The sequence below is a fragment of the Pseudomonas sp. PDM04 genome (assembly GCF_014851765.1).
Classification (GTDB): domain Bacteria; phylum Pseudomonadota; class Gammaproteobacteria; order Pseudomonadales; family Pseudomonadaceae; genus Aquipseudomonas.
This window is the reverse complement of sequence record NZ_JACVAI010000002.1, coordinates 1,037,475-1,058,436: the sequence shown is the minus strand read 5'-3', so window position 1 is coordinate 1,058,436 and position 20,962 is coordinate 1,037,475. Positions and strand designations below refer to the sequence as shown.

General features: G+C 63.3%; 17 protein-coding genes. 7 read left to right on the top strand and 10 right to left on the bottom strand.

What is annotated here, in order from left to right; all coding sequences use genetic code 11:
* Positions 1-316: 316 nt before the first annotated feature.
* The 6 genes from paaK to paaF form a co-directional block, all read right to left on the bottom strand.
* Complete coding sequence (gene paaK, locus IB249_RS11770) at positions 317-1,642, bottom strand: phenylacetate--CoA ligase PaaK (protein WP_192304716.1); 1,326 nt, start codon at positions 1,640-1,642, stop codon at positions 317-319.
* 99 nt (positions 1,643-1,741) lie between these two features.
* Positions 1,742-2,953 (bottom strand): 3-oxoadipyl-CoA thiolase, encoded by a 1,212-nt coding sequence (gene pcaF / locus IB249_RS11765; protein ID WP_192304714.1) that lies wholly within the window; start codon positions 2,951-2,953, stop codon positions 1,742-1,744.
* Positions 2,946-3,395 carry a hydroxyphenylacetyl-CoA thioesterase PaaI gene (gene paaI, locus IB249_RS11760; protein ID WP_192304712.1) on the bottom strand — a complete coding sequence of 150 codons (450 nt, stop codon included), beginning with the start codon at positions 3,393-3,395 and terminating at the stop codon, positions 2,946-2,948. Before paaI ends, pcaF begins: the two co-directional genes overlap by 8 nt.
* Positions 3,382-4,905, bottom strand: a complete 1,524-nt coding sequence (gene paaH / locus IB249_RS11755) for a 3-hydroxyacyl-CoA dehydrogenase PaaH (protein ID WP_192304710.1) — start codon at positions 4,903-4,905, stop codon at positions 3,382-3,384. The genes paaI and paaH overlap by 14 nt, the downstream gene beginning before the upstream one ends.
* Before the next feature lie 3 nt (positions 4,906-4,908).
* Complete coding sequence (gene paaG / locus IB249_RS11750; protein WP_192304708.1) at positions 4,909-5,700, bottom strand: 2-(1,2-epoxy-1,2-dihydrophenyl)acetyl-CoA isomerase PaaG; 792 nt, start codon at positions 5,698-5,700, stop codon at positions 4,909-4,911.
* 39 nt (positions 5,701-5,739) lie between these two features.
* Positions 5,740-6,513 carry a 2,3-dehydroadipyl-CoA hydratase PaaF gene (paaF, locus tag IB249_RS11745; protein WP_192304706.1) on the bottom strand — a complete coding sequence of 258 codons (774 nt, stop codon included), beginning with the start codon at positions 6,511-6,513 and terminating at the stop codon, positions 5,740-5,742.
* A gap of 363 nt (positions 6,514-6,876) precedes the next feature.
* Between paaF and paaY the strand changes: the two genes are divergently transcribed.
* From paaY to feaR, 3 genes are all read left to right on the top strand, one after another.
* Positions 6,877-7,470 carry a phenylacetic acid degradation protein PaaY gene (gene paaY / locus IB249_RS11740; RefSeq protein WP_192304704.1) on the top strand — a complete coding sequence of 198 codons (594 nt, stop codon included), beginning with the start codon at positions 6,877-6,879 and terminating at the stop codon, positions 7,468-7,470.
* Between the two features lie 155 nt (positions 7,471-7,625).
* Positions 7,626-8,549: a phenylacetic acid degradation operon negative regulatory protein PaaX gene (gene paaX / locus IB249_RS11735; RefSeq protein WP_192304702.1), complete on the top strand. Its 924-nt coding sequence runs from the start codon at positions 7,626-7,628 to the stop codon at positions 8,547-8,549.
* A gap of 85 nt (positions 8,550-8,634) precedes the next feature.
* Positions 8,635-9,549: a transcriptional regulator FeaR gene (gene feaR / locus IB249_RS11730; RefSeq protein WP_192304700.1), complete on the top strand. Its 915-nt coding sequence runs from the start codon at positions 8,635-8,637 to the stop codon at positions 9,547-9,549.
* A 47-nt stretch (positions 9,550-9,596) separates the two neighbouring features.
* On the opposite strand, the gene tynA is transcribed toward feaR, so the two are convergent.
* Positions 9,597-11,879, bottom strand: a complete 2,283-nt coding sequence (gene tynA / locus IB249_RS11725; RefSeq protein ID WP_192304698.1) for a primary-amine oxidase — start codon at positions 11,877-11,879, stop codon at positions 9,597-9,599.
* Positions 11,880-12,106: 227 nt separating this feature from the next.
* Here tynA and IB249_RS11720 point away from each other — a divergent pair, with 227 nt between their 5' ends.
* The 3 genes from IB249_RS11720 to IB249_RS11710 all read left to right on the top strand — a co-directional run bounded on the left by IB249_RS11720 (position 12,107) and on the right by IB249_RS11710 (position 16,151).
* The gene (locus tag IB249_RS11720; RefSeq protein ID WP_192304696.1) at positions 12,107-12,607 is read left to right on the top strand and encodes a sigma-70 family RNA polymerase sigma factor; all 501 of its coding nucleotides are present in this window, start codon (positions 12,107-12,109) and stop codon (positions 12,605-12,607) included.
* Between the two features lie 40 nt (positions 12,608-12,647).
* A complete protein-coding gene (locus tag IB249_RS11715) occupies positions 12,648-13,631 on the top strand; it encodes a FecR family protein (RefSeq protein WP_192304694.1) in 984 nt (327 codons plus the stop codon).
* Positions 13,632-13,727: 96 nt separating this feature from the next.
* Positions 13,728-16,151, top strand: coding sequence for a TonB-dependent siderophore receptor (locus IB249_RS11710; protein WP_192304692.1), 2,424 nt, complete (start codon positions 13,728-13,730; stop codon positions 16,149-16,151).
* A 120-nt stretch (positions 16,152-16,271) separates the two neighbouring features.
* Here IB249_RS11710 and IB249_RS11705 read toward each other — a convergent pair whose 3' ends face one another.
* Complete coding sequence (locus IB249_RS11705) at positions 16,272-17,423, bottom strand: MFS transporter (RefSeq protein WP_192304690.1); 1,152 nt, start codon at positions 17,421-17,423, stop codon at positions 16,272-16,274.
* A 164-nt stretch (positions 17,424-17,587) separates the two neighbouring features.
* On the opposite strand from IB249_RS11705, the gene IB249_RS11700 reads away from it, so the two are divergent.
* Positions 17,588-18,580, top strand: coding sequence for a diaminopimelate epimerase (locus IB249_RS11700; RefSeq protein ID WP_192304688.1), 993 nt, complete (start codon positions 17,588-17,590; stop codon positions 18,578-18,580).
* A 143-nt stretch (positions 18,581-18,723) separates the two neighbouring features.
* Here IB249_RS11700 and codA read toward each other — a convergent pair whose 3' ends face one another.
* Both codA and IB249_RS11690 read right to left on the bottom strand, forming a co-directional pair.
* Positions 18,724-19,962 carry a cytosine deaminase gene (gene codA, locus IB249_RS11695; RefSeq protein ID WP_192304686.1) on the bottom strand — a complete coding sequence of 413 codons (1,239 nt, stop codon included), beginning with the start codon at positions 19,960-19,962 and terminating at the stop codon, positions 18,724-18,726.
* Positions 19,963-20,096: 134 nt separating this feature from the next.
* Positions 20,097-20,927 (bottom strand): alpha/beta fold hydrolase, encoded by an 831-nt coding sequence (locus IB249_RS11690; RefSeq protein ID WP_192304683.1) that lies wholly within the window; start codon positions 20,925-20,927, stop codon positions 20,097-20,099.
* Positions 20,928-20,962: the final 35 nt, after the last annotated feature.

Sequence of the window (20,962 nt, the reverse complement as noted above, 5' to 3'; positions counted from 1 at the left end):
TCGAGGGCATGGAGAACTTTATAAGCGATACAGAAATTAATATCAAACAGTAAATGACGTGTCGTATTTGTTTTTTGTATCGCTTTGCAGGATGAGATGGGTTGGTCGCATCGCTGTTGCCTGACACTCAGCCATCGCGAGCAGGCTCGCTCCCATGGGAGCTTGTGTGGCTGCAACTTCTCGACACTCCCCAACTCCCTGTGTAAGCGGGCTTGCTCGCGATGACGGCCTCCCAGTCAACCCTGATCCCCCTTGAGCGGCAGTCAGCAAGCCAAAAAAAAGCCCCGCAAAAGCGGGGCTCAAAAGGGTGCAGCAGTCATGCTTTAGGGCGTTTGTCCAGCACGTGGCAGGCCTTGCCTTCGGAACGCTTGATCGAGTGGAACGGCTGCAGCACGATCCGCGAGCTGATCCCGATATAGGTTTTGATGTGCTTGCTCAATTCCCCGCACACCGCCTTCTGCTGGTCATCGGTCAAATGCTGATGCTCAGCCTTCAATTCGACGTGCACGTCGACGCTGTCCAGGTTGCCGTTGCGATACAGATGGATCTCATAGCACTCGGCAAGCTGTTTGACTTTCAGCACCTGTTCCTCGATCTGCGTCGGGAACACGTTGACGCCACGGATGATCAGCATGTCGTCGCTGCGCCCGGTGATCTTGTCGATGCGGCGCATCGGGCGTGCGGTGCCCGGTAGCAGGCGCGTCAGGTCGCGGGTGCGGTAGCGGATCATCGGCAGGGCTTCCTTGCTCAGCGAGGTGAACACCAGTTCGCCCATCTGCCCGTCGGGCAACACTTCACCGGTGACCGGGTCGATGATTTCCGGGTAGAAGTGGTCTTCCCAGAGGGTCGGCCCGTCCTTGGTCTCGGCGCACTCCATGGCAACACCCGGTCCCATGATTTCCGAGAGGCCGTAGATGTCCAGCGCGGTAATGCCCAGGCGGTGCTCGATGGCGCTGCGCAGTTCGCCGGTCCACGGCTCGGCACCGAAGATGCCCAGACGCAGGGCCAGTTTGTGTGGGTCGACGCCCTGGCGCTCGAGTTCATCGGCGATGTTGAGCATGTAGGACGGCGTGACCATGATGATGTCCGGCTGGAAATCCTTGATCAGTTGCACCTGTTTTTCCGTCTGCCCGCCGGACATCGGAATCACCGTGCAGCCCAGGCGTTCGGCGCCGTAATGCGCACCCAGGCCGCCGGTGAACAGGCCGTAGCCGTAGGAAATATGCACTTTGTCGCCGCGTCGGCCACCCGCCGCGCGGATCGAGCGGGCAACCACATTGGCCCAGGTGTCGATGTCGTTCTGGGTGTAGCCGACGACGGTCGGTTTGCCGGTGGTGCCGCTGGAAGCGTGCAGGCGCACCACGTCGTGCATCGGCACGGCGAACATGCCGTAGGGGTAGTTGTCGCGCAGGTCGTTCTTGGTGGTGAACGGAAACTGCGCCAGGTCTTTCAGGGATTTGATGTCGTCGGGATGCACACCCAGGGCATCGAAGCGCTGACGATACAGCGGCACGTTATTGTAGGCGTGGTTGAGGGACCAGCGCAGACGGTCCAGCTGGTGCTGACGCAGCTCGTCGATGCTGGCGGTTTCCAGCGGGTCCAGCACAGGGTCAAGCACGGCTTTGGCAATTGGCATGTTCATAACTTCACTCGAATTATTTTTGTGTTCCGGCCCCGCCGCAGCAGGGCTTTGAGTGCATGCGCCAAGGATACCTCTCGGCTCCCCGGGAATCGCGATTCTTTAGACGGACAGGCGCTCGATGATCAGCGCAATGCCCTGGCCAACGCCGATGCACATGGTGCACAAGGCGTAGCGACCCTGGCGTTCCTCCAGTTCGTGCAGGGCCGTGGTCACCAGCCGTGCGCCGCTCATGCCCAGCGGGTGGCCGAGGGCAATCGCGCCGCCGTTCGGGTTGACCCGCGGGTCGCTGTCGCTCAGCCCCAACTCGCGCAGCACCGCCAGGCCCTGGGCGGCGAAGGCTTCGTTGAGTTCGATCACGTCCATGTCGGCGAGGCTGAGATTGGCCAGTTCCAGGACCTTGCGCGTGGCCGGCACCGGACCAATGCCCATGATGCGCGGTTCGACGCCGGCCGTGGCCATGGCGACCACCCGGCCACGCGCCTTCAGCCCGTGGCGGCTGGCGATCGCCGGGCTGGCCAGCAGCAGCGCGCAGGCGCCATCGTTCACCCCGGAGGCGTTGCCGGCGGTGATGCTGCCACCGTCGCGAAACGGCGTGCCGAGTTTCTGCAATTGCTCGAGCGTGGTGTCGCCGCGGGGGTGTTCATCGTGCTCGACGACCTTGGCCGGGCCTTTGCGCTGGGGAATCTCGACCGCGACGATTTCCCGGGCAAGACGTCCGCTGGCCTGGGCGGCGGCCGCGCGCTGCTGGCTGCGCAAAGCAAAGGCATCCTGGTCGGCGCGGGAGATGTTGAACTGCTCGGCGACGTTCTCCGCGGTCTCGGGCATGGAGTCGATGCCGTAGGTCTTTTTCATCAGCGGATTGACGAAGCGCCAGCCAATGGTGGTGTCGTAGGCCTGTGCGTCACGGGAGAACGCCTGTTCGGCCTTGCCCATGACCAGGGGCGCGCGGGACATCGATTCGACGCCGCCGACCAGCATCAGGCCGGCCTCGCCACAGCGGATCGCCCGCGCCGCGCTGCCGATGGCATCCAGCCCGGAACCGCACAGGCGATTGAGGGTGGTGCCCGGCACGCTGACCGGCAACCCGGCCAGCAGCGCCGACATGCGCGCAACGTTGCGGTTGTCTTCGCCGGCCTGGTTGGCGCAGCCGTACACCACGTCGTCCACGCTGTTCCAGTCGACCTGCGGGTGACGGCGCAGCAGTTCACGCAGCGGCACCGCGCCGAGGTCGTCGGCGCGCACGCTGCTCAAGGCACCGGCGTAGCGGCCGATCGGGGTGCGCACCGCATCGATGATCAGGGCATCATTCATTGGGAGTCTCCTGCGTCAGCACAGTGCCGCGCACTTTGTAGGATTTGCCGTGGAACAGCGCGATCAGCTGGCCCAGTTGGTTTTCAATGCGTACGTCGTAGTTGCCGGTGCGTCCGGAACGGCTCTGCTCCACACAATCGGCATTGAGGGTGTCGCCCAGGTGCGCCGGGGCGATGTAATCGATGCTGCAACCGATGGCCACCGTGGCCTCGTTGTAGCTGTTGCAGGCGAAGGCAAACGCCGAGTCGGCGAGGGCGAACAGGTAGCCGCCGTGGCAGGTGCCGTGGCCCTGGAGCATGTCGGCGCGCACACTCATGCCCACCCGGGCGCAGCCCGGCGCCGCAGACAGCAGGCGCATGCCCATTGCCTGGCTGGCGGTGTCGCGTTTGAACAGCGCCTGCGCGCAAGCACTGGCCAGGTTCATGGCTTCATGGTTGGTCATGCAATGTCCTCCCTTCGGCGACGCGGCGGCGTAACAGCAACGACGGTCGATAGCGTTCTTCGCCATAACTGGCTTGCAGGTTTTCCAGGACCTTGAGGATGTGCGCCAGGCCGATGCTGTCCGCCCAGGCCAGTGGGCCTTGCGGGTAGTTGACCCCGGCGCGCATCGCCAGATCGATGTCGGCGGCAGAGGCCACGCCATGCAGCAGCGCGTCGGCGCCTTCGTTGGCGAGCATGGCCACGGTGCGCAACACCGCCAGCGCCGGGCTGTCACTGAGTCGGCTGACGGTGAAGCCGGCCTGTTGCAAGAGCGCGATGCCCTGTTCGAGAGCGGCAGGTTCGATGTCGGCGACGCAACTGATCGCCAGTCGTCTGGCCTTGGTGTAATCACCGGCCAGGTCCAGCAGTATCAGATTGCGCAGGCCGTCTTCCCTGGCCCGCTGGCACGCCATGCGCCCGTCGCTCAGGGCCAGCACCGCATCGCCCGTGCGCAACAGGCCCTGGCCATCGCGCCGGATAACCTCGACGCCGTGCTCCACTAGGCGCGGGATCAAGCCGTTGGCGATGCCCAGGTCACCTTCGAGCACACAGGTGCTCACGCTGCGATCACTGCTGACGGAGGCCGGTTGTGGGCGCTGCGCCCCTTCGGCGTAGCGGTAGAAGCCATGGCCGCTTTTGCGCCCCAAGCGTCCGGCGTCCACCAGCTCTTTCTGGATCAGCGAAGGCAGGAAACGCGTGTCGCCGTAGTAGGCGTCGAACACCGAACAGGTCACGGCATAGTTGACGTCGTGACCGATCAGGTCGGTCAGTTCGAACGCGCCCATGGCAAAACCGCCGGCCTCGCGCATCAGGGCGTCGAGTGTCGGGCAGTCGGCCGCGCCTTCCTGCACCAGGCGCAGGCTTTCGGCGTAGAACGGCCGGGCCACGCGGTTGACGATGAACCCCGGCGTCGAACGGGTGTGCACCGGTTGTTTGCCCCAGGCTCGGGCCGTGTCGTACAGGCAGGCCGCCAGGGCTGGATCGCTGGCCAGGCCGGAAACGATTTCCACCAGGGCCATGACCGGCGCCGGGTTGAAGAAGTGCAGGCCGAGCAGGCGTTGCGGGTGGCGCAGTTGCGCGGCGATGCTGGTGATCGACAACGAGGAAGTGTTGCTGGCCAGGATGCAGTGTTCGCCGCAGATCTCTTCCAGTTGGCGGAACAGGGCGCGCTTGACTTCAAGGTTCTCGACGATGGCTTCGATGATCAGTGCGCAATCGGCCAAGGCTTCGATGTCTTGCACGGCTTGCAGGCGAGCGACGGTCGCGCTGCGCGATTCGGCGGACAGCTTGCCGTTTTCGACGCGTTTGCCCAATTGGCGGTCAATGCCTTCGATGGCCTGTGCGGCGGCACCCGGGCGATTGTCCAGTAACAGCACGGCATGGCCGGCCTGTGCCGCGACCTGGGCAATGCCGGCGCCCATGGCCCCGGCGCCGATCACCGCGATGCGTGCGTGGTTATCCAGAGCCGTCATGACTCAGCGCCCCTTGAACTGTGGGCTGCGCTTTTCCATGAAGGCGCTGACGCCTTCACGGTAATCCTCGCTGCGCCCGGCCAGACGTTGCAGGTCCCGCTCCAGTTCAAGCTGTTCGTCGAAGCTGTTGCTCAGGCTGGCGTTGAGGCTGCGTTTGATCAATGCCAGGCCGTAGGTCGGCTGGGTGGCCAGGTGGCGGGCGAGGGTCAGGGCTTCCTCGCGCAGTGCGGCGTCGTCGACGACGCGGTAGATCAAACCCCATTGCTCGGCCTGCTCGGCCGTCAGGCGGTTGCCGAGCAGGGCCAGGGCCTTGGCCCGAGCCATGCCCACCAGGCGCGGCAAGGTCCAGGTGCCACCGGAATCGGGGATCAGGCCGATCTTGCAAAAGGCCTGGATGAAGCTTGCCGAGCGTGCCGCCAGAACCAGGTCGCAGGCCAGGGGGATGTTGGCGCCCGCACCGGCCGCCACGCCGTTGACCGCACAGATCACCGGCAGCGGCAGGTCGCGCAGTTGACGGATCAGCGGGTTGTAGAACTTCTCGATGGACTCGCCCAGGTCCGGCACGGCGCTGCCGGGTGCGACGTTGCGATCGCTGAGGTCCTGCCCGGCGCAGAAACCGCGACCTTCACCGGTCAGCAACAGCACGCGCACCTCCGGGTTCTGCCGCACCTGTTTCAGCGCTTCTTTCACTTCGCCATGCATCGGTGTGTTGAAGCTGTTGAGCTGGTCCGGGCGATTGAGGCTGAGCAGGGCAACGCCGGCCTCGATGGAAAACAGGATGTGTTCGAAGGTCATGGTCTTGGCGCTCTCTGAGAGGTCGTTCGAATTCGGTGGTCACTGGCCGGTAAAGGTCGGCGTGCGTTTTTCCTGGAACGCCGCGATGCCTTCGTCGCGGTCGCGGGTGCCGGCCAGCACGGTGAAGGCGTGGCGCTCGAAGCGCAGGCCGCTGGCCAGGTCGGTGTCCATCGCCTTGAGCAGCGCTTCCTTGGCCAGGCGCACCGCCAGCGGTGCTTTGCGGGCGATGCTGCGGGCGATCTGCAGGGCGCGCTCGACGGTGAGTTCCGGTTGCGTCACTTCGCTGACCAGCCCGGCACGCTGGGCGTGGCGGGCGTCGATCGGTTCGCCGGTCAGGACCATCTGCATGGCCATGGATTTGCCGACCGCGCGCAACAGGCGTTGGGTGCCACCGGCGCCGGGCATGATCCCCAGGTTGATTTCCGGCTGACCGAAACGGGCGTCTTCGCCGGCAATGATGATGTCGGCGTGCATCGCCAGTTCGCAGCCACCGCCGAGGGCGAAGCCGTTGACGGCGGCGATCAGCGGTTTGTTGAAGCGGGTGATGGTGTGCCAGGAGGCCTGGCGCGGGTCGTCGAGGATGCCCACCAGATTGCGCTCGGCCATTTCCTTGATGTCGGCGCCGGCGGCGAAGGCCTTGCGGCTGCCGGTCAGGACCACGACGCGGGTGTCGGCGTCAGCCTGGGCGGCGTTCAGTTCGTCGGCCAGCTCGCCGAGCAACTCGGTGTTCAGTGCGTTCAACGCTTGTGGACGTTGCAGGGTGATCAGGCGAACGCCCGGCTCGATGAAATCGACGGCAAGGGTTAGAGGCATGGCGGATGCCCTCACGGTGCACGCTCGGCTGCAGTGCCGGCTCATTGTTGGATCGGCTCGATAGGGGCCGGTTTTGCCCGAGTATACCTACAACGTGATACGTAAATGCAAATAAAAAGTTCATTTAATGTGTCTTATTGGTCGAAATTCTGATTTTCATGGATACGCTTATGGGGTTCGTTGTAACCGTAGATTGGCTTGTTTATTGGGGTTTAAGCCTGTTTTTAGGGGGTGGTTTCGTCGGCGCGAGCGCGGGATTCACAAGTGATACGATTTTTTGGCTTTGTCCTATCAAAAGCGATGTGATACAAAATAAGCCTGTATCGGCATCGCTTTGTGAAATGCCCTGAAAGGAACACGCCCATGACCTGCTACAGCCTCGATGGCTTGACCCCGGTGGTTGATCCGACCGCCTATGTGCACCCCTCGGCCGTCCTGATCGGTGATGTGATCGTCGGTCCGCATTGCTACGTCGGGCCGTTGGCGAGCCTGCGCGGGGATTTCGGCCGGATCGTCCTGGAGGAGGGCGCCAACGTGCAGGACACCTGCGTGATGCACGGTTTCCCGGACAGCGACACCGTGGTCGAACGCAATGGCCACATCGGCCATGGTGCGGTGCTGCATGGTTGCCGGATCGGGGCCGACGCACTGGTGGGGATGAATGCGGTGGTGATGGACAACGCGTGCATCGGTGCGCGTTCCTTCGTCTCGGCGGCCGCTTTCGTCAAGGCCGGGTTCGAGGGCCCCGAGCAGTCGTTGATCATGGGCGCGCCGGCCAGTGTCAAGCGCACCCTCAGCGACCAGGAAGTGGCCTGGAAACAGGCCGGCACCCGCGAGTATCAGCAGCTGGCCAGGCGTTGCCTGGAGCAGATGCAAGCCTGCGAGCCGTTGACCGAGCCGGAAGCGGATCGCCCGCGCATCAGCGACAGCGGTTTGCGGCCCAAGGGCAGTGCTTGATGAACACCTTAGCTCCTGTGAGAGCGAGCCTGCTCGCGAAGCGGTCTGCGATTGAACATCGAGGCTGACGGATACACCGCTTTCCCGTGCAGGCTCGCTCCCACAGGGGATCGTGCTTTCGGTATATTCCTTTTCTTTTTCCGCTCGGTACGCCCATGTCGTCCCTGACACCCTTGAACCAACTGATTACCCGTTTCCAGGAGCAGACGCCGATCCGCGCCAGCTCCCTGATCATCACGCTGTACGGGGATGCCATCGAGCCCCACGGCGGTACTGTGTGGCTAGGCAGCCTGATTCAACTGCTCGAACCCATCGGCATCAATGAGCGACTGATCCGCACCTCGATTTTTCGCCTGACCAAGGAAGGCTGGCTGACGGCCGAGAAAGTCGGGCGGCGCAGCTACTACAGCCTGACCGGCACCGGCCGTCGACGTTTCGACAAGGCGTTCAAGCGGGTCTACAGCTCCACCGTTCCGGCATGGGACGGCTCCTGGTGCCTGGTGATGCTGACGCAGCTGACCCAGGACAAGCGCAAACAGGTGCGTGAAGAACTGGAATGGCAAGGTTTTGGTGCGATCTCGCCGGCGGTGCTGGCCTGCCCGCGCAGCGATCGCTCGGACCTCAACGCGACCCTGCTCGACCTCGGTGCCCAGGAAGACACCATCGTTTTCGAAACCACCGCCCAGGACGTGCTGGCCTCCAAGGCCCTGCGCCTGCAGGTGCGCGAGAGCTGGAACATCGAGGAACTGGCCGCCCATTACAGCGAGTTCATCCAGTTGTTCCGACCGCTCTGGCAAGCGCTTCGCGAGCAGGAGAACCTGCAGCCGTCCGACTGCTTCCTGGCACGTGTCCTGCTTATTCACGAATACCGTAAATTGCTGTTGCGCGACCCGCAGTTACCGGACGAGTTGTTGCCCGGCGATTGGGAAGGTCGGGCAGCCCGGCAGTTGTGTCGCAATATCTATCGGCTGATCTACGCCAAGGCCGAGGAATGGTTGAACAGTGCCCTGGAAACCGCCGACGGTCCGTTGCCGGATGTGGGCGAAAGCTTCTATCGACGTTTTGGCGGGCTCAAGTAACCCGTTCGCTTTCTGGGAGTGGCACCGTTCAGGAGAACCCGTGGATTGGCGTAGATAATAAAAACAAGCCTGCGTGAGGCCCGACATGATTTCTTCAATTGCACAGCGCCGTGATGGTTTCGATCAGTGGATTCACCAGATCAACCGGATTTGCGGCGCCTTCAGCGCCCAACCCCTGGGCGAGGAGTTTGCCGGTCAGATCCGCGAGCACCAGGACGGCGCGCTGAAGCTCAGTTTTGTCGATGCCTGCCAGGCTCGGCTGTATCGCACGCCCCAGGAAGTCGCGGCGGGCGAGGGCGGCAAGTATTTCGCGGTGTTCCAGCTCGACGGTACGGCGAGCATGGCCCAGGGCGACAGCCGGGCGATGCTGTCGGCCGGCGACATCACCCTGATCGACGCCTCGCGCCCCAGTGACTTTACGTACAGCGAGAACTCGCGGCAGTTGTCGCTGATTCTGCCCTCGCAACTGGTCGAGCAGACCCTGCGTTTCAATCAGGTCAAGTGCGGCCACCGGATTGCCGCGACCTCGCCGATTGCGCTGCTGTCGCACCGCTTGATCCTCGACGCGACACATCAGCAAAGCCTCAGCCAGGCCGAAAGCGAAGCGACGCTGGAGGCCATCGTCAGTCTGCTGCGTCCGGCCATCAGCCACAGCGACGAGTGCCTGGATGTGCACGAGCGCACGTTCCGCAAGACCCTGGGCTTCATTGACGAGCACATCCGCTCCGAAGCCCTGTGCCCCGAATGGCTGGCCCGCGAGATTGGCATGTCGACGCGAGGCCTGTACCGGATGTTTGCCCGCAAGGGCCTGGTGGTGGCGCGCTACATCAAGAACCGGCGACTGGACCTGTGCGCCGAATCCTTGCGCCAGACCCGCACCGAACAGAAGTTGTCGGTGCTGGGGTATTCGTGGGGGTTTTCCGATTCGAGCTATTTCTCGACTGCGTTCAAATCCCGCTTCGGCATTTCACCGGGCGAGTACCGCAAGAAGCATGCGTGACGCCTGAGTAACCGGTGGGAGCGAACAAGTTCGCTCCCACCGTGCGCTCATTTCGCAAGGTTCAGCGTCGGCGTCTCGTCGAAGAAGTTCCATGGCTTGAGCAGTACGTGCACCCACTCGGTCGGCATGATCGGCCATTCTTCGGCCCGGGCGACGTGGGTGGTGCCGGTGGTCAGCCAGACCACGTCGTCGGTGTTCTCGATGGACTGGTCGTCGTGGGTGAACTGCCCCAGGCCCGAGTCCTTGTCGGAGCGGTTCGGGTATTTGCCTTCCGGGTATTTTTCGTCCGGGTTGTAGCGCGTCACCCACAGTTGTTTATCCATGAAACTCAGGCGGTGATAGAGCCATTCGTCCTTGCCGAAGTTGGCGCCCCTGGCCACCGGATGGGTGCCGCCGGCATACGGGATCAACTGGTAGGAAACCGGGTTGCCGACCTTGTTTTCCTTGCTCGGGTTGCTCAGCAGGCGAATGGTCGACGGGTCGAACTTCTGCGCGGCCTGCTGTTCGCTGCTCACCACCCGGGTTTCGGTCTGCATGGTGCTGGTCCGCGGCCCGCCACGGTCGTTCGCGGCGATGACCGGGTTCACTTCCACCAGCGAGTTGTTTTCACCGTCCACGTCCATGTCCAGACGGAAGTTGTAGATGTGCTGGTGCGTGGTGCCGACGATGTTGTGGTCCAGCAGGGTGCCGTAGCGCGTGTCTTCCTTGGCCGTGGCCTCGTGCATGGTTTTCGATTTCACACCCTTGACCGCTTCGATCCCCGTGGCGCCGGCATCGATGCCCAGGGTGCCGTTCTGCTGGAAGACCCAGTCGAAGATGTAGTCATAGTTGCCGACGGTGCTGATCCAGCGCACCACCAGTTCGCGGCGCTCGGTGCTGAGGTTGGGCTGGCCCATTTCCTGGTGTTTGTATTCCGGACCGGCGTAGCGTTCGAACACCGCCATGGCTCGTGGGATGGACGTCGGTGCGCCGGTGTAGTCGGCGATGGTCGCGTCCAGCAGCACGGCGTTCTGCGGTGCATCCTTGCCGCGCGCAATCGGTGACGTCAGGGTGCCCATGCCGTAGTCGCCCGAGTCCAGGTACGCTTTGAAGTACCAGCCGCCGTCGGGATCGCCGTAAGGCACGATCATGCCGCCCAGCGAACCTTCGTACATGACTTTGCGTTTCCTGCCCTTGTCGTCAAAAGTGACGGTGGACAGGATCGGCCCGACCCGGGAGTCGAGGCGCACGTGGAAATCCCAGTTCTGCCAATGAATGCTGTTGCCGGTGATGGTGTAGTTTTTTCCCTCCGGCTCGATGATCTCCAACGGCTTGACCGACGCCGTCTTGCGCCCGCGCCCGTCGTACGGCGTCGGCTTCATCGGCACCGGAATCACCGCGTCGTCTTCGATCTTGATCAGCTTTTTCTGCTCCAGGTCGACCACCGCCACCAGTCCCTCGATAGGGTGTGCCCAGTAATTGCCATCGCCGGTGTTCAGGTAGCTGACGATTTTCAGCAGGCGTTTGTCCTGCGCCAGGCCGTCCTTGCCGTCGAAGTAGCCGACGGTCAGTGGCGTGGCCACCACCTGCTTCACATCGTTGATGCCGCGCCTGGCCAGGGCCTGGGCGTAATCGGGGCTGGCCTCGATGGCCGATTGCACGGTGGCGAAGTCGTCCAGCAGGACCATGCCGTGGGCGCCTTCGACGGCTTTCCATGCGGTCAGGGTCTTGCTGTCGAGGTCGACCAGGGCCTCGATCACATGCTTGCCGTCGAGCACCACGATGTTGGCCTGGCGCGGCTGGGTGACGTTCTGCCCGGTGTAGACGAAATTCCACACCTGGTCCTTCGGCGGTTCCTTGACCGAGACTTCGGTGAAGCGAAAGCCCGGCCGGTAGTGCGGCGATTGCTTGACGATGTTCACCGCGCTGTTGATTTCGTCCGCGCTCAACGGGTTGAGCGGGTTCGGGCGGGTCTCGATGACAAAGGTCTTGTCCAGGCCGGACTGGAAGACCTGATTGATGAAATCCCGAGACATGTAGGCGGTCTTGCCCTTGAACACCACCGGGACGGTCAGCTCCATGCGCTTGCCGTTGAGCATCGCCACCTTGCTGCCCGGTTTGACCTTGAGGTAAACGCCGTCCTTGGCAATCACGAACAGGTCGGCGTAGTCATCCCATTTGACGGAGGCCCCGAACGCTTCGAGTTCCGATTGCAGCGGCACCATTTCGGCATGACCGCCGTGGGCACTGGCCTGCTCGATCCAGCCGGGCAGGCCCAGCGTGCCGAGGGTGATGGCCAGCGCAAGGCGGGCCAACGGTTTTCTTTTGAATGAGGCGAAGGTGCTGAACATGGAAGGGTTCCCGGGCAAAAGCCGATGACTGGCATTACCGCACTGTGCTACAGCCACTGCCTGGCTGCTTTGGCATGCCTGCCAGAATCCTTTGGCTGCGTGCCTAAATCAACATTTCCCGCCGCTCTGGCGGATAAAACCCGGTCGCGCGGCGCTGGTCCGGTAGCCATTGCTTCCAGTTAATAGGAAGCATTACTATTCACGCCCCGTCTTCATAGCACACCGCAATGATCCCCAAGCTGCCCCGCAGACACGGCTTTTTCGAGCATTACGAAGAGTTGGTTGGCACCTGGACCCGACGCCTGAGAAATCGTCAGCAGGCCGAGGACCTGGCCCACGACACCTTCGTTCGGGTGCTTGAGTCCGATTCGGCGGCCGTGCAGCAGCCCCGGGCGTATCTGCACCAGACCGCCCGCAACATCGCGGTGGATGGTTATCGGCGTGAGGACCGGCGGGGGGCCATGGAGTCAGAGGCGATCGATCACGGTGTGTCGTCGTCCGGCGACCCGGAGCATTTCATGCATGCGGTCCAGTTGGCTGATTCCATCGAGCGGGCGCTCAGCGAGTTGCCGGTCAATTGTCGCAAGGTGTTCGTCTGGCAGAAGATCGAAGGCCTGACTCAGGCGGAAATCGCCGAACGCCTGGGACTGTCCAAGAACATGGTGGAAAAGTATATGATCCGCACCTTGCGGCATCTGCGCGACCGCCTCGACGGACTGCATTCATGATCGGCCGTGCCTTTTCATCCCCAGCCACACAGGAACTTCCATGATGGATAACCGTGATTGCGCGTGCGGGCAAACAACGGTTCGCGATGAGGCGGCGCGGTGGTTTGTGCGTCTGCGGGAGCCAGCCGTGGCCATCGAGGAACATCTGGATTTCGAGCGCTGGCTGAACGAACACCCTCAGCACCGTGACGAATTTCAATTGCTCCAGGGCCTGTGGTCCGCCGCAGACCTGCTCCCCGCTGCGCGTCTGCAAGCCTTGTGCGAAGCACCGCCGGCCCGCAACCCGCGTCGGCCGCTGGTGCGTTATGCGGTGGCGGCCAGTGTCCTGGCGGTGGCGCTCGGCCTGGGCCTGTTCAGCGGTTTGAATCAATCGGCGACTTACTCCGCCGAGTACTCGACGGCGCTGGGCGAGCGCCGTCATGTGGCGTTGCCGGACGGTTCGGTGATTGACCTGAACAGTCGCAGCCGCCTTCAGGTGCGCTTTGAAAAAGATCATCGCCGCATCGAGCTGACTGAAGGCGAGGCCCTGTTCAACGTCGCGCACGACAGCGATCGGCCGTTCGTGGTCGAGGCCGGCAGCGGCAAGGTCACGGTCACCGGCACCCGCTTCGATGTGCGGCGCGACACCCACGACACCCGGGTCGTGGTGGAGCAGGGCACCGTCAAGGTCCAGGGGCGCGAGGCGCCCGACGACGCCTTCGTCAGCCTCACTGCCGGCCTCGGTACACGGGTCGATGCACGCGGCAACGTGGCGCCGGCCTATGCGGTCAACGCGGCGCGGCTGACCGCCTGGCGCAGCGGCAAACTGGTGTTCGACAACGCCAGTCTCAGCGAAGTGGTCGAGGAAGTGTCGCGCTATCGCGACAGGCCGCTGACTGTCAGCAACGACAAGGTCGGCCATTTGCGCCTGACCAGCGTGTTCAAATCCGACAACACCGACGCCTTGCTCAAGGCCTTGCCAAACATCCTGCCGGTGGCCGTGCGCACCCACGCCGATGGCAGCCAGGAAATAATTGCAAAATAAATTCAGGTTTTTTTCGAGTTCATCGTCTTCTTGTCCAACTGCAACTGGTTTGCATTAACAGACGCACTTTCTTGCGCTCACAGGACGCTGTTCGACGTGAAAAAATCCACTGCAAAAAACAATAAATTTTCCTGGTTGCCGCTGGCGCTCGCGTTGGCAGTCAACGTGGCACTGCCCCAGGCATTTGCCGCCGACAGCATTCACATCGCGGCGCAACCCCTGGGCCAGGCCCTGAGCGAGCTGGGTCAGCAGACCTCGCTGCAGGTGTTCTTCAGCCCGGAGCTGGTGGCGGGCAAGCAGGCCCCGGCGGTGGACGGCAATCTCTCGCCGGAACAGGCCCTGCGCCAGTTGCTGCAGGGCAGTGGCCTTGAATACCAGATCGACGAAGGCTCGGTGACCCTGACGCCGGCGCCGACTTCTGCGGCCAATGGCCCGCTGGAACTGGGCGTGACCGACATCAAGGTGGTGGGTGACTGGCTCGGTGACGCCGATGCCGCCGTGGTGCAGAACCACCCCGGCGCGCGCACGGTGATTCGCCGCGAGGCCATGGTCGAGCAGGGCGCGATGAACGTGGGCGACGTGCTCAAGCGTGTGCCCGGCGTACAAGTGCAGGAGGCCAACGGGACGGGTGGCAGCGATATTTCTCTGAACGTCGGCGTGCGTGGCCTGACCTCGCGCCTGTCGCCACGCTCCACGGTGCTGATCGACGGCGTTCCCGCCGCTTTCGCTCCGTACGGCCAGCCTCAGTTGTCCATGGCGCCGATTTCCTCGGGTAACCTGGACAGCATCGACGTGGTACGCGGCGCCGGTTCCGTGCGCTACGGGCCACAGAACGTGGGCGGTGTGATCAACTTCGTGACCCGGGCGATCCCGGAAAAGGCCTCCGCCGAGATCGGCACCACCCTGGAAACCTCGCGGCACGGTGGCTGGAAACACATCGACACGGCATTTGCCGGCGGCACTGCGGACAACGGCATCGGTGTGGCGCTGCTGTACTCGGGCGTCAACGGCAACGGTTACCGCGAGCGCAACAACGGCAACGACATCGACGACGTGTTGCTCAAGACCCACTGGGCGCCGACCGATGTCGACGATTTCAGCCTCAACCTGCATTACTACGACGCCAGCGCCGACATGCCAGGTGGCCTGACCCAGGCGCAATACGACGCCAACCCGTTCCAGTCCGACCGCAACAACGACAATTTCAGCGGGCGCCGCAAGGACATCTCGTTCAAGTGGCTCCGGCAGATCGACGAGCGTACCCAGGCTGAAGTGCTGACTTACTACTCCGACAGTTTCCGGGGCAGCAACATCGCCGCCATCGATCAGAAAACCATCGGCTCGTTCCCGCGCACCTACTACACCTTCGGCATCGAACCGCGGGTCTCGCATGTGTTCGATGTCGGCCCGACCACCCAGGAAGTCAGCGTCGGTTATCGCTACCTCAAGGAAGGCATGCACGAAGAGGCCAGTCGTCTGGCCTTGGTCAACAACACGCCGGTTGCGACCCCAGGCTCCGATGGCCATGTGTACCAGGACCGTACCGGTGGCACGGAAGCCAACTCGGTGTACATCGATAACAAGATCGATGTCGGCAACTGGACCCTCACTCCCGGCATCCGTTTCGAACACATCAGCACCGACTGGCACGACCGCCCGGTGCTGGATACCGCCGGCAGACGCGTGCAGGAAAAGAATCGCAGCATCGAAAGCAACGAGCCGCTGCCGGCGTTGAGCGTGATGTATCACCTCTCCGATGCGTGGAAACTGTTCGCCAACTACGAAACGTCGTTCGGCAGCCTGCAGTATTTCCAGCTCGGTCAGGGAGGGACGGGTGACAGCACGGCGAACGGGCTGGAGCCGGAAAAGGCCAAGACCTATGAGGTCGGCACGCGCTACAACGATGATGTGTGGGGCGGTGAAGTGACGCTGTTCTACATCGACTTCGACAAGGAACTGCAATACATCAGCAACGATGCGGGCTGGACCAACCTGGGGGCGACCACGCACCAGGGCATCGAAGCTTCGCTGCATTACGATATGTCGGCCCTGGACCCGCGGCTCGACGGCCTGACCGCCAACGCGGGCATCACCTACACTCGTGCGGTGTATGAAGGGGAAATCCCGGGCTTCAAGGGCCGCGACCTGCCGTTCTATTCGCGCCAGGTGGCGACGGCCGGCCTGCGCTATGACATCGACCGCTGGACCTGGAACATCGATGCCTTCGCCCAATCCAGGCAGCGTTCACCCGGCGTTGCAGTGAACGCCAACGGCAGCTTCACCAACAACTACATCACCGAAGGCACCGCCGACGGTCGCTACGGCGACATTCCGGGTTACGTGACCTGGAACGTGCGCGGTGGTTATGACTTCGGTCCGCAATTGTCCAACCTGAAGCTGGGCGCCGGGGTGAAAAACCTCTTCGACAAGCAATACTTCACTCGTTCCAGCGACAACAACGCGGGCATGTACGTCGGCACACCGCGCACGTTCTTCGTGCAGGCCAGCGTCGGGTTCTGATCGCTCGCGGGTGTTTGACCCTTCCCTGTGGGAGCGAGCCTCTTGCGATGATGGCCGTGCAGACAGTGACTGTCGGCGGCTTTCGCGAGAGGCCCGGTCCCACAGGAGCGCTTCGGGCGTTCACACCTTCAACACTTTCCCGCCAATCGCCACGGCCACCAGCAGCAGCGCCATCAGGCCAAAGGCAAAACTCAAACTGCTGCCGTGGGCGATAAAGCCGATCACTGCGGGCCCTGCCAGGATGCCTGCATAACCGAGGGTGGTGATGGCCGGGACCGCAATGCTTTCCGGCATGACAGTCTGTTTGCCCACGGCGGTGTACAACACCGGCACGATGTTCGAGCAGCCTGCGCCGAGCATGGCATAGCCGACCAATGCCACTTCCCAGTCCGGTGCGAATGTCGCCAGGAACAGCCCACCGGCCGCCAGCAGCCCGCCACACACGATGACCCGAGTCGCCCCGAGGCGGTGGACCAGGGTGTCGCCGGTCAGGCGCCCCACGGTCATGGTCAGTGCAAACGCGGCATACCCCAGGCCGGCATAGGCCGTGGCGATGCCGCGTTCCTGCACCAGGAACACCGCGCTCCAGTCGAGGGCCGCGCCCTCGGCCAGAAACACGATGAAGCACATCCCGCCGATGAACAACACGATGCCATGGGGCACCGCGAACGCCGGCCCGGAGCTTTCGCTGCCGTAGGGCAGCATGTGCGGGGCGGCCTTGAACAGTGCCGCGATCAATACCAGCACCACCACCAGCGTCGCCCCCAACGGTGAAATGCCCAGGCCGAGCAAAGCGCTGACGCCCGCCGCGCCGACAATCCCGCCGAGGCTGAACAGCCCGTGGAAGCCCGACATCATGGTCTTGCCGCTGGCCCGCTCGACGATCACCGCTTGCAGGTTCACCGTGGAATCCACGGTGCCCAGGCCGGCACCGAACATGAACAACGCCGCCATCAGCGCCGGAACCGCCGAGACCGTGGCCAGCAGGGGCAGGGCGGCGCAGATCAGCAGCGTTCCGCCCACCGCGACCCGGCGGCAACCGAATCGGGTGGACAGCATCCCGGCCATCGGCATCGCCAGGATCGAGCCCACGCCCAGGCACAACAACAGCAAGCCGAGGGATCCTTCATCCAACCCGGCACGGGCCTTGGCGTAAGGCACCAGGGGCGCCCACGCGGCAATCCCGAACCCGGCGATGAAAAAGGCCACGCGGGTGGACATCTGTTGCAGTCGTCCGGGTACGAAGGGGGTCTGGGTGTTGAGGCTGCTCATATCGATCCTTGGCAAAAACAATGCGTGCGCAAAGGACCGTGACTGACCCATGAGGTTCGATCAGCGTCCTGGGCGTTTCGCGTTCAGGCAGGGCGACATCCTTGCACAGCCAGTCGTCGTTTCGCGATATGTTGTCGTCTTTCGATCGGTGGACAGGAGGCGCGATGACGCCGTTTTACGATGCGCGGGGCAATGTTTACGCGGTGGTGGCGCCGGAGGCGCTGCGCCGTGCCGGGATCGATCTGCCGGAGCAGGCCAGCCTGGCGGCGCAGACCCGCGCCACCTGGGCACCGTCGGCCATCGAGGCCATCTGCAACTGGGCGCCCGGCACGCAACCGCCCGGCAGCAAGCACCATCGCAGTGATGGACTGCTGGTCGGTCCGTTTCAATCCGCGCCGCCATTCGACCTGTTGATCGTCAACACCGACGGCACCCTGGCCGAGCGCAGTGGCAACGGCTTGACGATTTTTTCCCAGGCGCTCAGCGACCAGGGGCTGTTGCCAGCAGATCAAGCCTGTTTGCTCAGGGTGCACCACGACAAGGCCGATACGCCTTCGCCCGGTGAAACCTCGGTGAAGGCCGCCCGTGTCGAGCAGGTGCAGGGCTTCTGGCTGGACCTGGGCAAACCGGCCTTCGGGCCCGGGGCGGTGAGTGCCCTGGGGACCGACGAAGTGACCTTGAATGCTCGGGTGCTCAGTCATGTGCAGCCGTTGTCGGCGCTGAATCCCGCCTGGCAGCGCAGCCAGTTCGTGCGGGTGGGCAATCCGCATTGCGTGACCCTGGTGGACGAGGCCGATGCCTTGCCGGCCAATGAACACATGCGCCAGGGCGCTTTGTCCGAAGGACTGACGACGATTGCCTATGCCATGCCGACTGGAGCGGGGCGCCCGTGTCCGGCGGGGATCAACCTGCAATGGGCGATGCGTGAATCAGAGCAGCGCATTGCGGCACGGGTGTTCGAACGCGGAGAAGGGCCGACTGCGTCATCCGGCACCAGCGCCAGCGCCGTGGCGTGTGCGGCCTGGCGTGTGGGCTGGGTGACGGCGGGCGAAGTGAAGGTGGTCATGCCCGGCGGCACGGCGCCGATTCTGCTGGAGGAAGTGGAGGGAGCATTGAGCCGGGTCAGCCTGTTCGGAACGGCTCGGTTGATGGGGTGACCTCGAAGTCCCTTCGCGAGCAGGCTCGCTCCCACAGGGGGAGTGTGAGCACCACACGTCCACTTCCACAGGGGAACGTGTGATCAACACAGGTCCTGTGTGGGAGCGAGCCTGCTCGCGATGCGGCCAGCGCAAATCCCGGATCAGTCAGCCCATTGCACCGCCGGCATCTGCCGCTTCATCAACACCTTGCCGCCACGCACCGAATACAGCGGCAGCCCCTGGCTGCGGATCACCTCGTAGTCACTGTCCGCCGACAGAATCAGCAGATTCGCCGGCCGCCCGCGCTCCAGTCCGTAGCGATCACCCAGGTTCAATGCCTTGGCGCTGTTGTCGGTAACCAGGTCCAGGGCGCCTTGCAGGTTGCGATAGCCGAGCATGTGACAAATATGCAGGCCGGCTTCAAGCACCCGCAGGATGTTGCCGTTGCCCAGCGGATACCAGGGGTCGACGATTGAGTCCTGGCCAAAACACACGTTCATCCCCGCCTCGAGCAGTTCATTGACCCGGGTCACGCCACGGCGTTTCGGGAAGTTGTCGAAGCGGCCCTGCAGGTGAATGCTTTCGGTCGGGCAGGAGACAAAACTGATCCCCGAATGCCCGAGCAACCGGAACAGCTTGGCGCAGTAGGCGTTGTCATAGGAACCCATGGCCGTGGTGTGACTGGCCGTGACCCGTGAACCCATGTCGCGGCTGCGTGCCTCTTCGGCCAGCACTTCGAGAAAGCGCGAATGCGGGTCGTCGGTTTCGTCGCAATGCACGTCCACCAGGCAACCGGTGCGTTCGGCCAGGTCCATCAGGAACTTCACCGAGCTCACGCCCTGGTCGCGGGTGTACTCGAAATGCGGAATCCCGCCGACCACGTCGGCGCCGAGGCGGATCGCTTGCTCCATCAACGCCCGGCCGTCGCGGTACGATTCGATACCCTCCTGGGGGAACGCGACGATTTGCATGTCGACCAGGTGACGACTCTCCTCGCGCACTTCAAGCATCGCCTGCAGTGCGGTGAGCTGCGGGTCGGTGACATCGACGTGGGTGCGCACATGCTGGATGCCGTGGGCGGCGAGGGCCTGGATGGTTTGCTTGGCGCGGGTTTTGGTATCTTGCGCAGTGATCGTTGCCTTGCGCTCGCCCCAGCATTCGATCCCCTCGAACAGCGTGCCGCTCATGTTCCAGCGCGGTTCGCCGGCGGTGAGCGTGGCGTCGAGGTGAATGTGCGGTTCGACGAAGGGCGGCACCACCAGGTTGCCCCCGGCGTCCAGGTCATCGGGGCCCAGGGTCGGCGCTTCGGTCTGGCGGGAAATGTTGCTGATCAGGCCGTTTTCCAAGTGCAATTCATGCAGGCCATCTTGGTTGCGCAGTCGGGCGTTGATGATGTGCATCGGGCGAGTCCTTGTTGTCATGCGTTCACACGGTGTCCCTACGTTATCCCGGTGGCGGCTGTCCTCGCCAGAGGCATTCATCACGGGCGATTAAAAGGTGGGAGCGAGCCTGCTCCCACAGGGGAATGGCCTCTTCAGAAAGAAGTGGACGAGGGTAAAAACCGCATCAACGCCGCGACAACCGCTTCGGGCGCATCCTCCTGTACCAGATGCCCGGCATGGGGGACGGGCAGAAACTGCGCCCCGGGAATCATCTGCTGGAGCGCGCGGCCTCGTTCGATGGGAATCCACTGGTCGTCCTCGCCCCAGAGAATCTGCACCGGGCAGCGAATGCCTGGGTACAGCGTTTCAACTTCGTCGGTATACCGCTGATCCATCTGGGCAATTTGCCGATAGAACGCTGCCTGTCCCTGATCACCCAGCCAAGGCTGCACGTACGGCGCGAGTTCCTCATCGGCGATATCGCGCTTGATCGCCCCGCGGACATAGGCCGGCACGATCGCCCGTTGAATGTAATCGGGCACACCGCTGAACGCCGTTTCGTGCTGGCGCACATGCTGCACGAACGGCGATCCCCAGGGCGACAACGCCACCGGATCGATCAGCGTCAGGCTGCGGTAATCCTTGCCGTTGAGCAAATGCGTGCGCAGCACCGTGGCCCCGCCGAAATCGTGGGCCACCACGTCCGGGCACGCCAGGCCCCAATGCTCCAGCAACTGCGCCAACAACTCGTTTTGCACACCCAGGGAAACATCGCCCACCGGTTTGTCGGACAGCCCGTAACCGAGCAGGTCGAAGTAATGCACCCGATGCGAGGTGATGAAGTGGGGTGCAATCCGGTGCCAGACGAACGAAGAAAAGGGTGTGCCATGCACGAACACCAGCGGCGGGCCGTCGCCCCGTACCGCATAGCGAACGCAATGTCCGTTGAAACGATAGGTCTGAGGCAGTGGCCAGTCAGTCATGGTCGCGTCCTTTGGCGGGTGTAAACGCAGAAGCA

Bases quoted from the DNA above. Each gene is read 5' to 3' on its own strand.
- IB249_RS11700 (WP_192304688.1), top strand. From the start codon at position 17,588: ATGACGCCGTTTTACGATGCGCGGGGCAATGTTTACGCGGTGGTGGCG.
- pcaF (WP_192304714.1), bottom strand. From the start codon at position 2,953: ATGAATGATGCCCTGATCATCGATGCGGTGCGCACCCCGATCGGCCGC.
- IB249_RS11715 (WP_192304694.1), top strand. From the start codon at position 12,648: ATGATGGATAACCGTGATTGCGCGTGCGGGCAAACAACGGTTCGCGAT.
- paaG (WP_192304708.1), bottom strand. From the start codon at position 5,700: ATGACCTTCGAACACATCCTGTTTTCCATCGAGGCCGGCGTTGCCCTG.
- paaI (WP_192304712.1), bottom strand. From the start codon at position 3,395: ATGACCAACCATGAAGCCATGAACCTGGCCAGTGCTTGCGCGCAGGCG.
- feaR (WP_192304700.1), top strand. From the start codon at position 8,635: ATGATTTCTTCAATTGCACAGCGCCGTGATGGTTTCGATCAGTGGATT.
- IB249_RS11720 (WP_192304696.1), top strand. From the start codon at position 12,107: ATGATCCCCAAGCTGCCCCGCAGACACGGCTTTTTCGAGCATTACGAA.
- codA (WP_192304686.1), bottom strand. From the start codon at position 19,962: ATGCACATCATCAACGCCCGACTGCGCAACCAAGATGGCCTGCATGAA.
- paaY (WP_192304704.1), top strand. From the start codon at position 6,877: ATGACCTGCTACAGCCTCGATGGCTTGACCCCGGTGGTTGATCCGACC.
- tynA (WP_192304698.1), bottom strand. From the start codon at position 11,879: ATGTTCAGCACCTTCGCCTCATTCAAAAGAAAACCGTTGGCCCGCCTT.
- paaX (WP_192304702.1), top strand. From the start codon at position 7,626: ATGTCGTCCCTGACACCCTTGAACCAACTGATTACCCGTTTCCAGGAG.
- IB249_RS11690 (WP_192304683.1), bottom strand. From the start codon at position 20,927: ATGACTGACTGGCCACTGCCTCAGACCTATCGTTTCAACGGACATTGC.
- IB249_RS11705 (WP_192304690.1), bottom strand. From the start codon at position 17,423: ATGAGCAGCCTCAACACCCAGACCCCCTTCGTACCCGGACGACTGCAA.
- paaH (WP_192304710.1), bottom strand. From the start codon at position 4,905: ATGACGGCTCTGGATAACCACGCACGCATCGCGGTGATCGGCGCCGGG.
- paaF (WP_192304706.1), bottom strand. From the start codon at position 6,513: ATGCCTCTAACCCTTGCCGTCGATTTCATCGAGCCGGGCGTTCGCCTG.
- paaK (WP_192304716.1), bottom strand. From the start codon at position 1,642: ATGAACATGCCAATTGCCAAAGCCGTGCTTGACCCTGTGCTGGACCCG.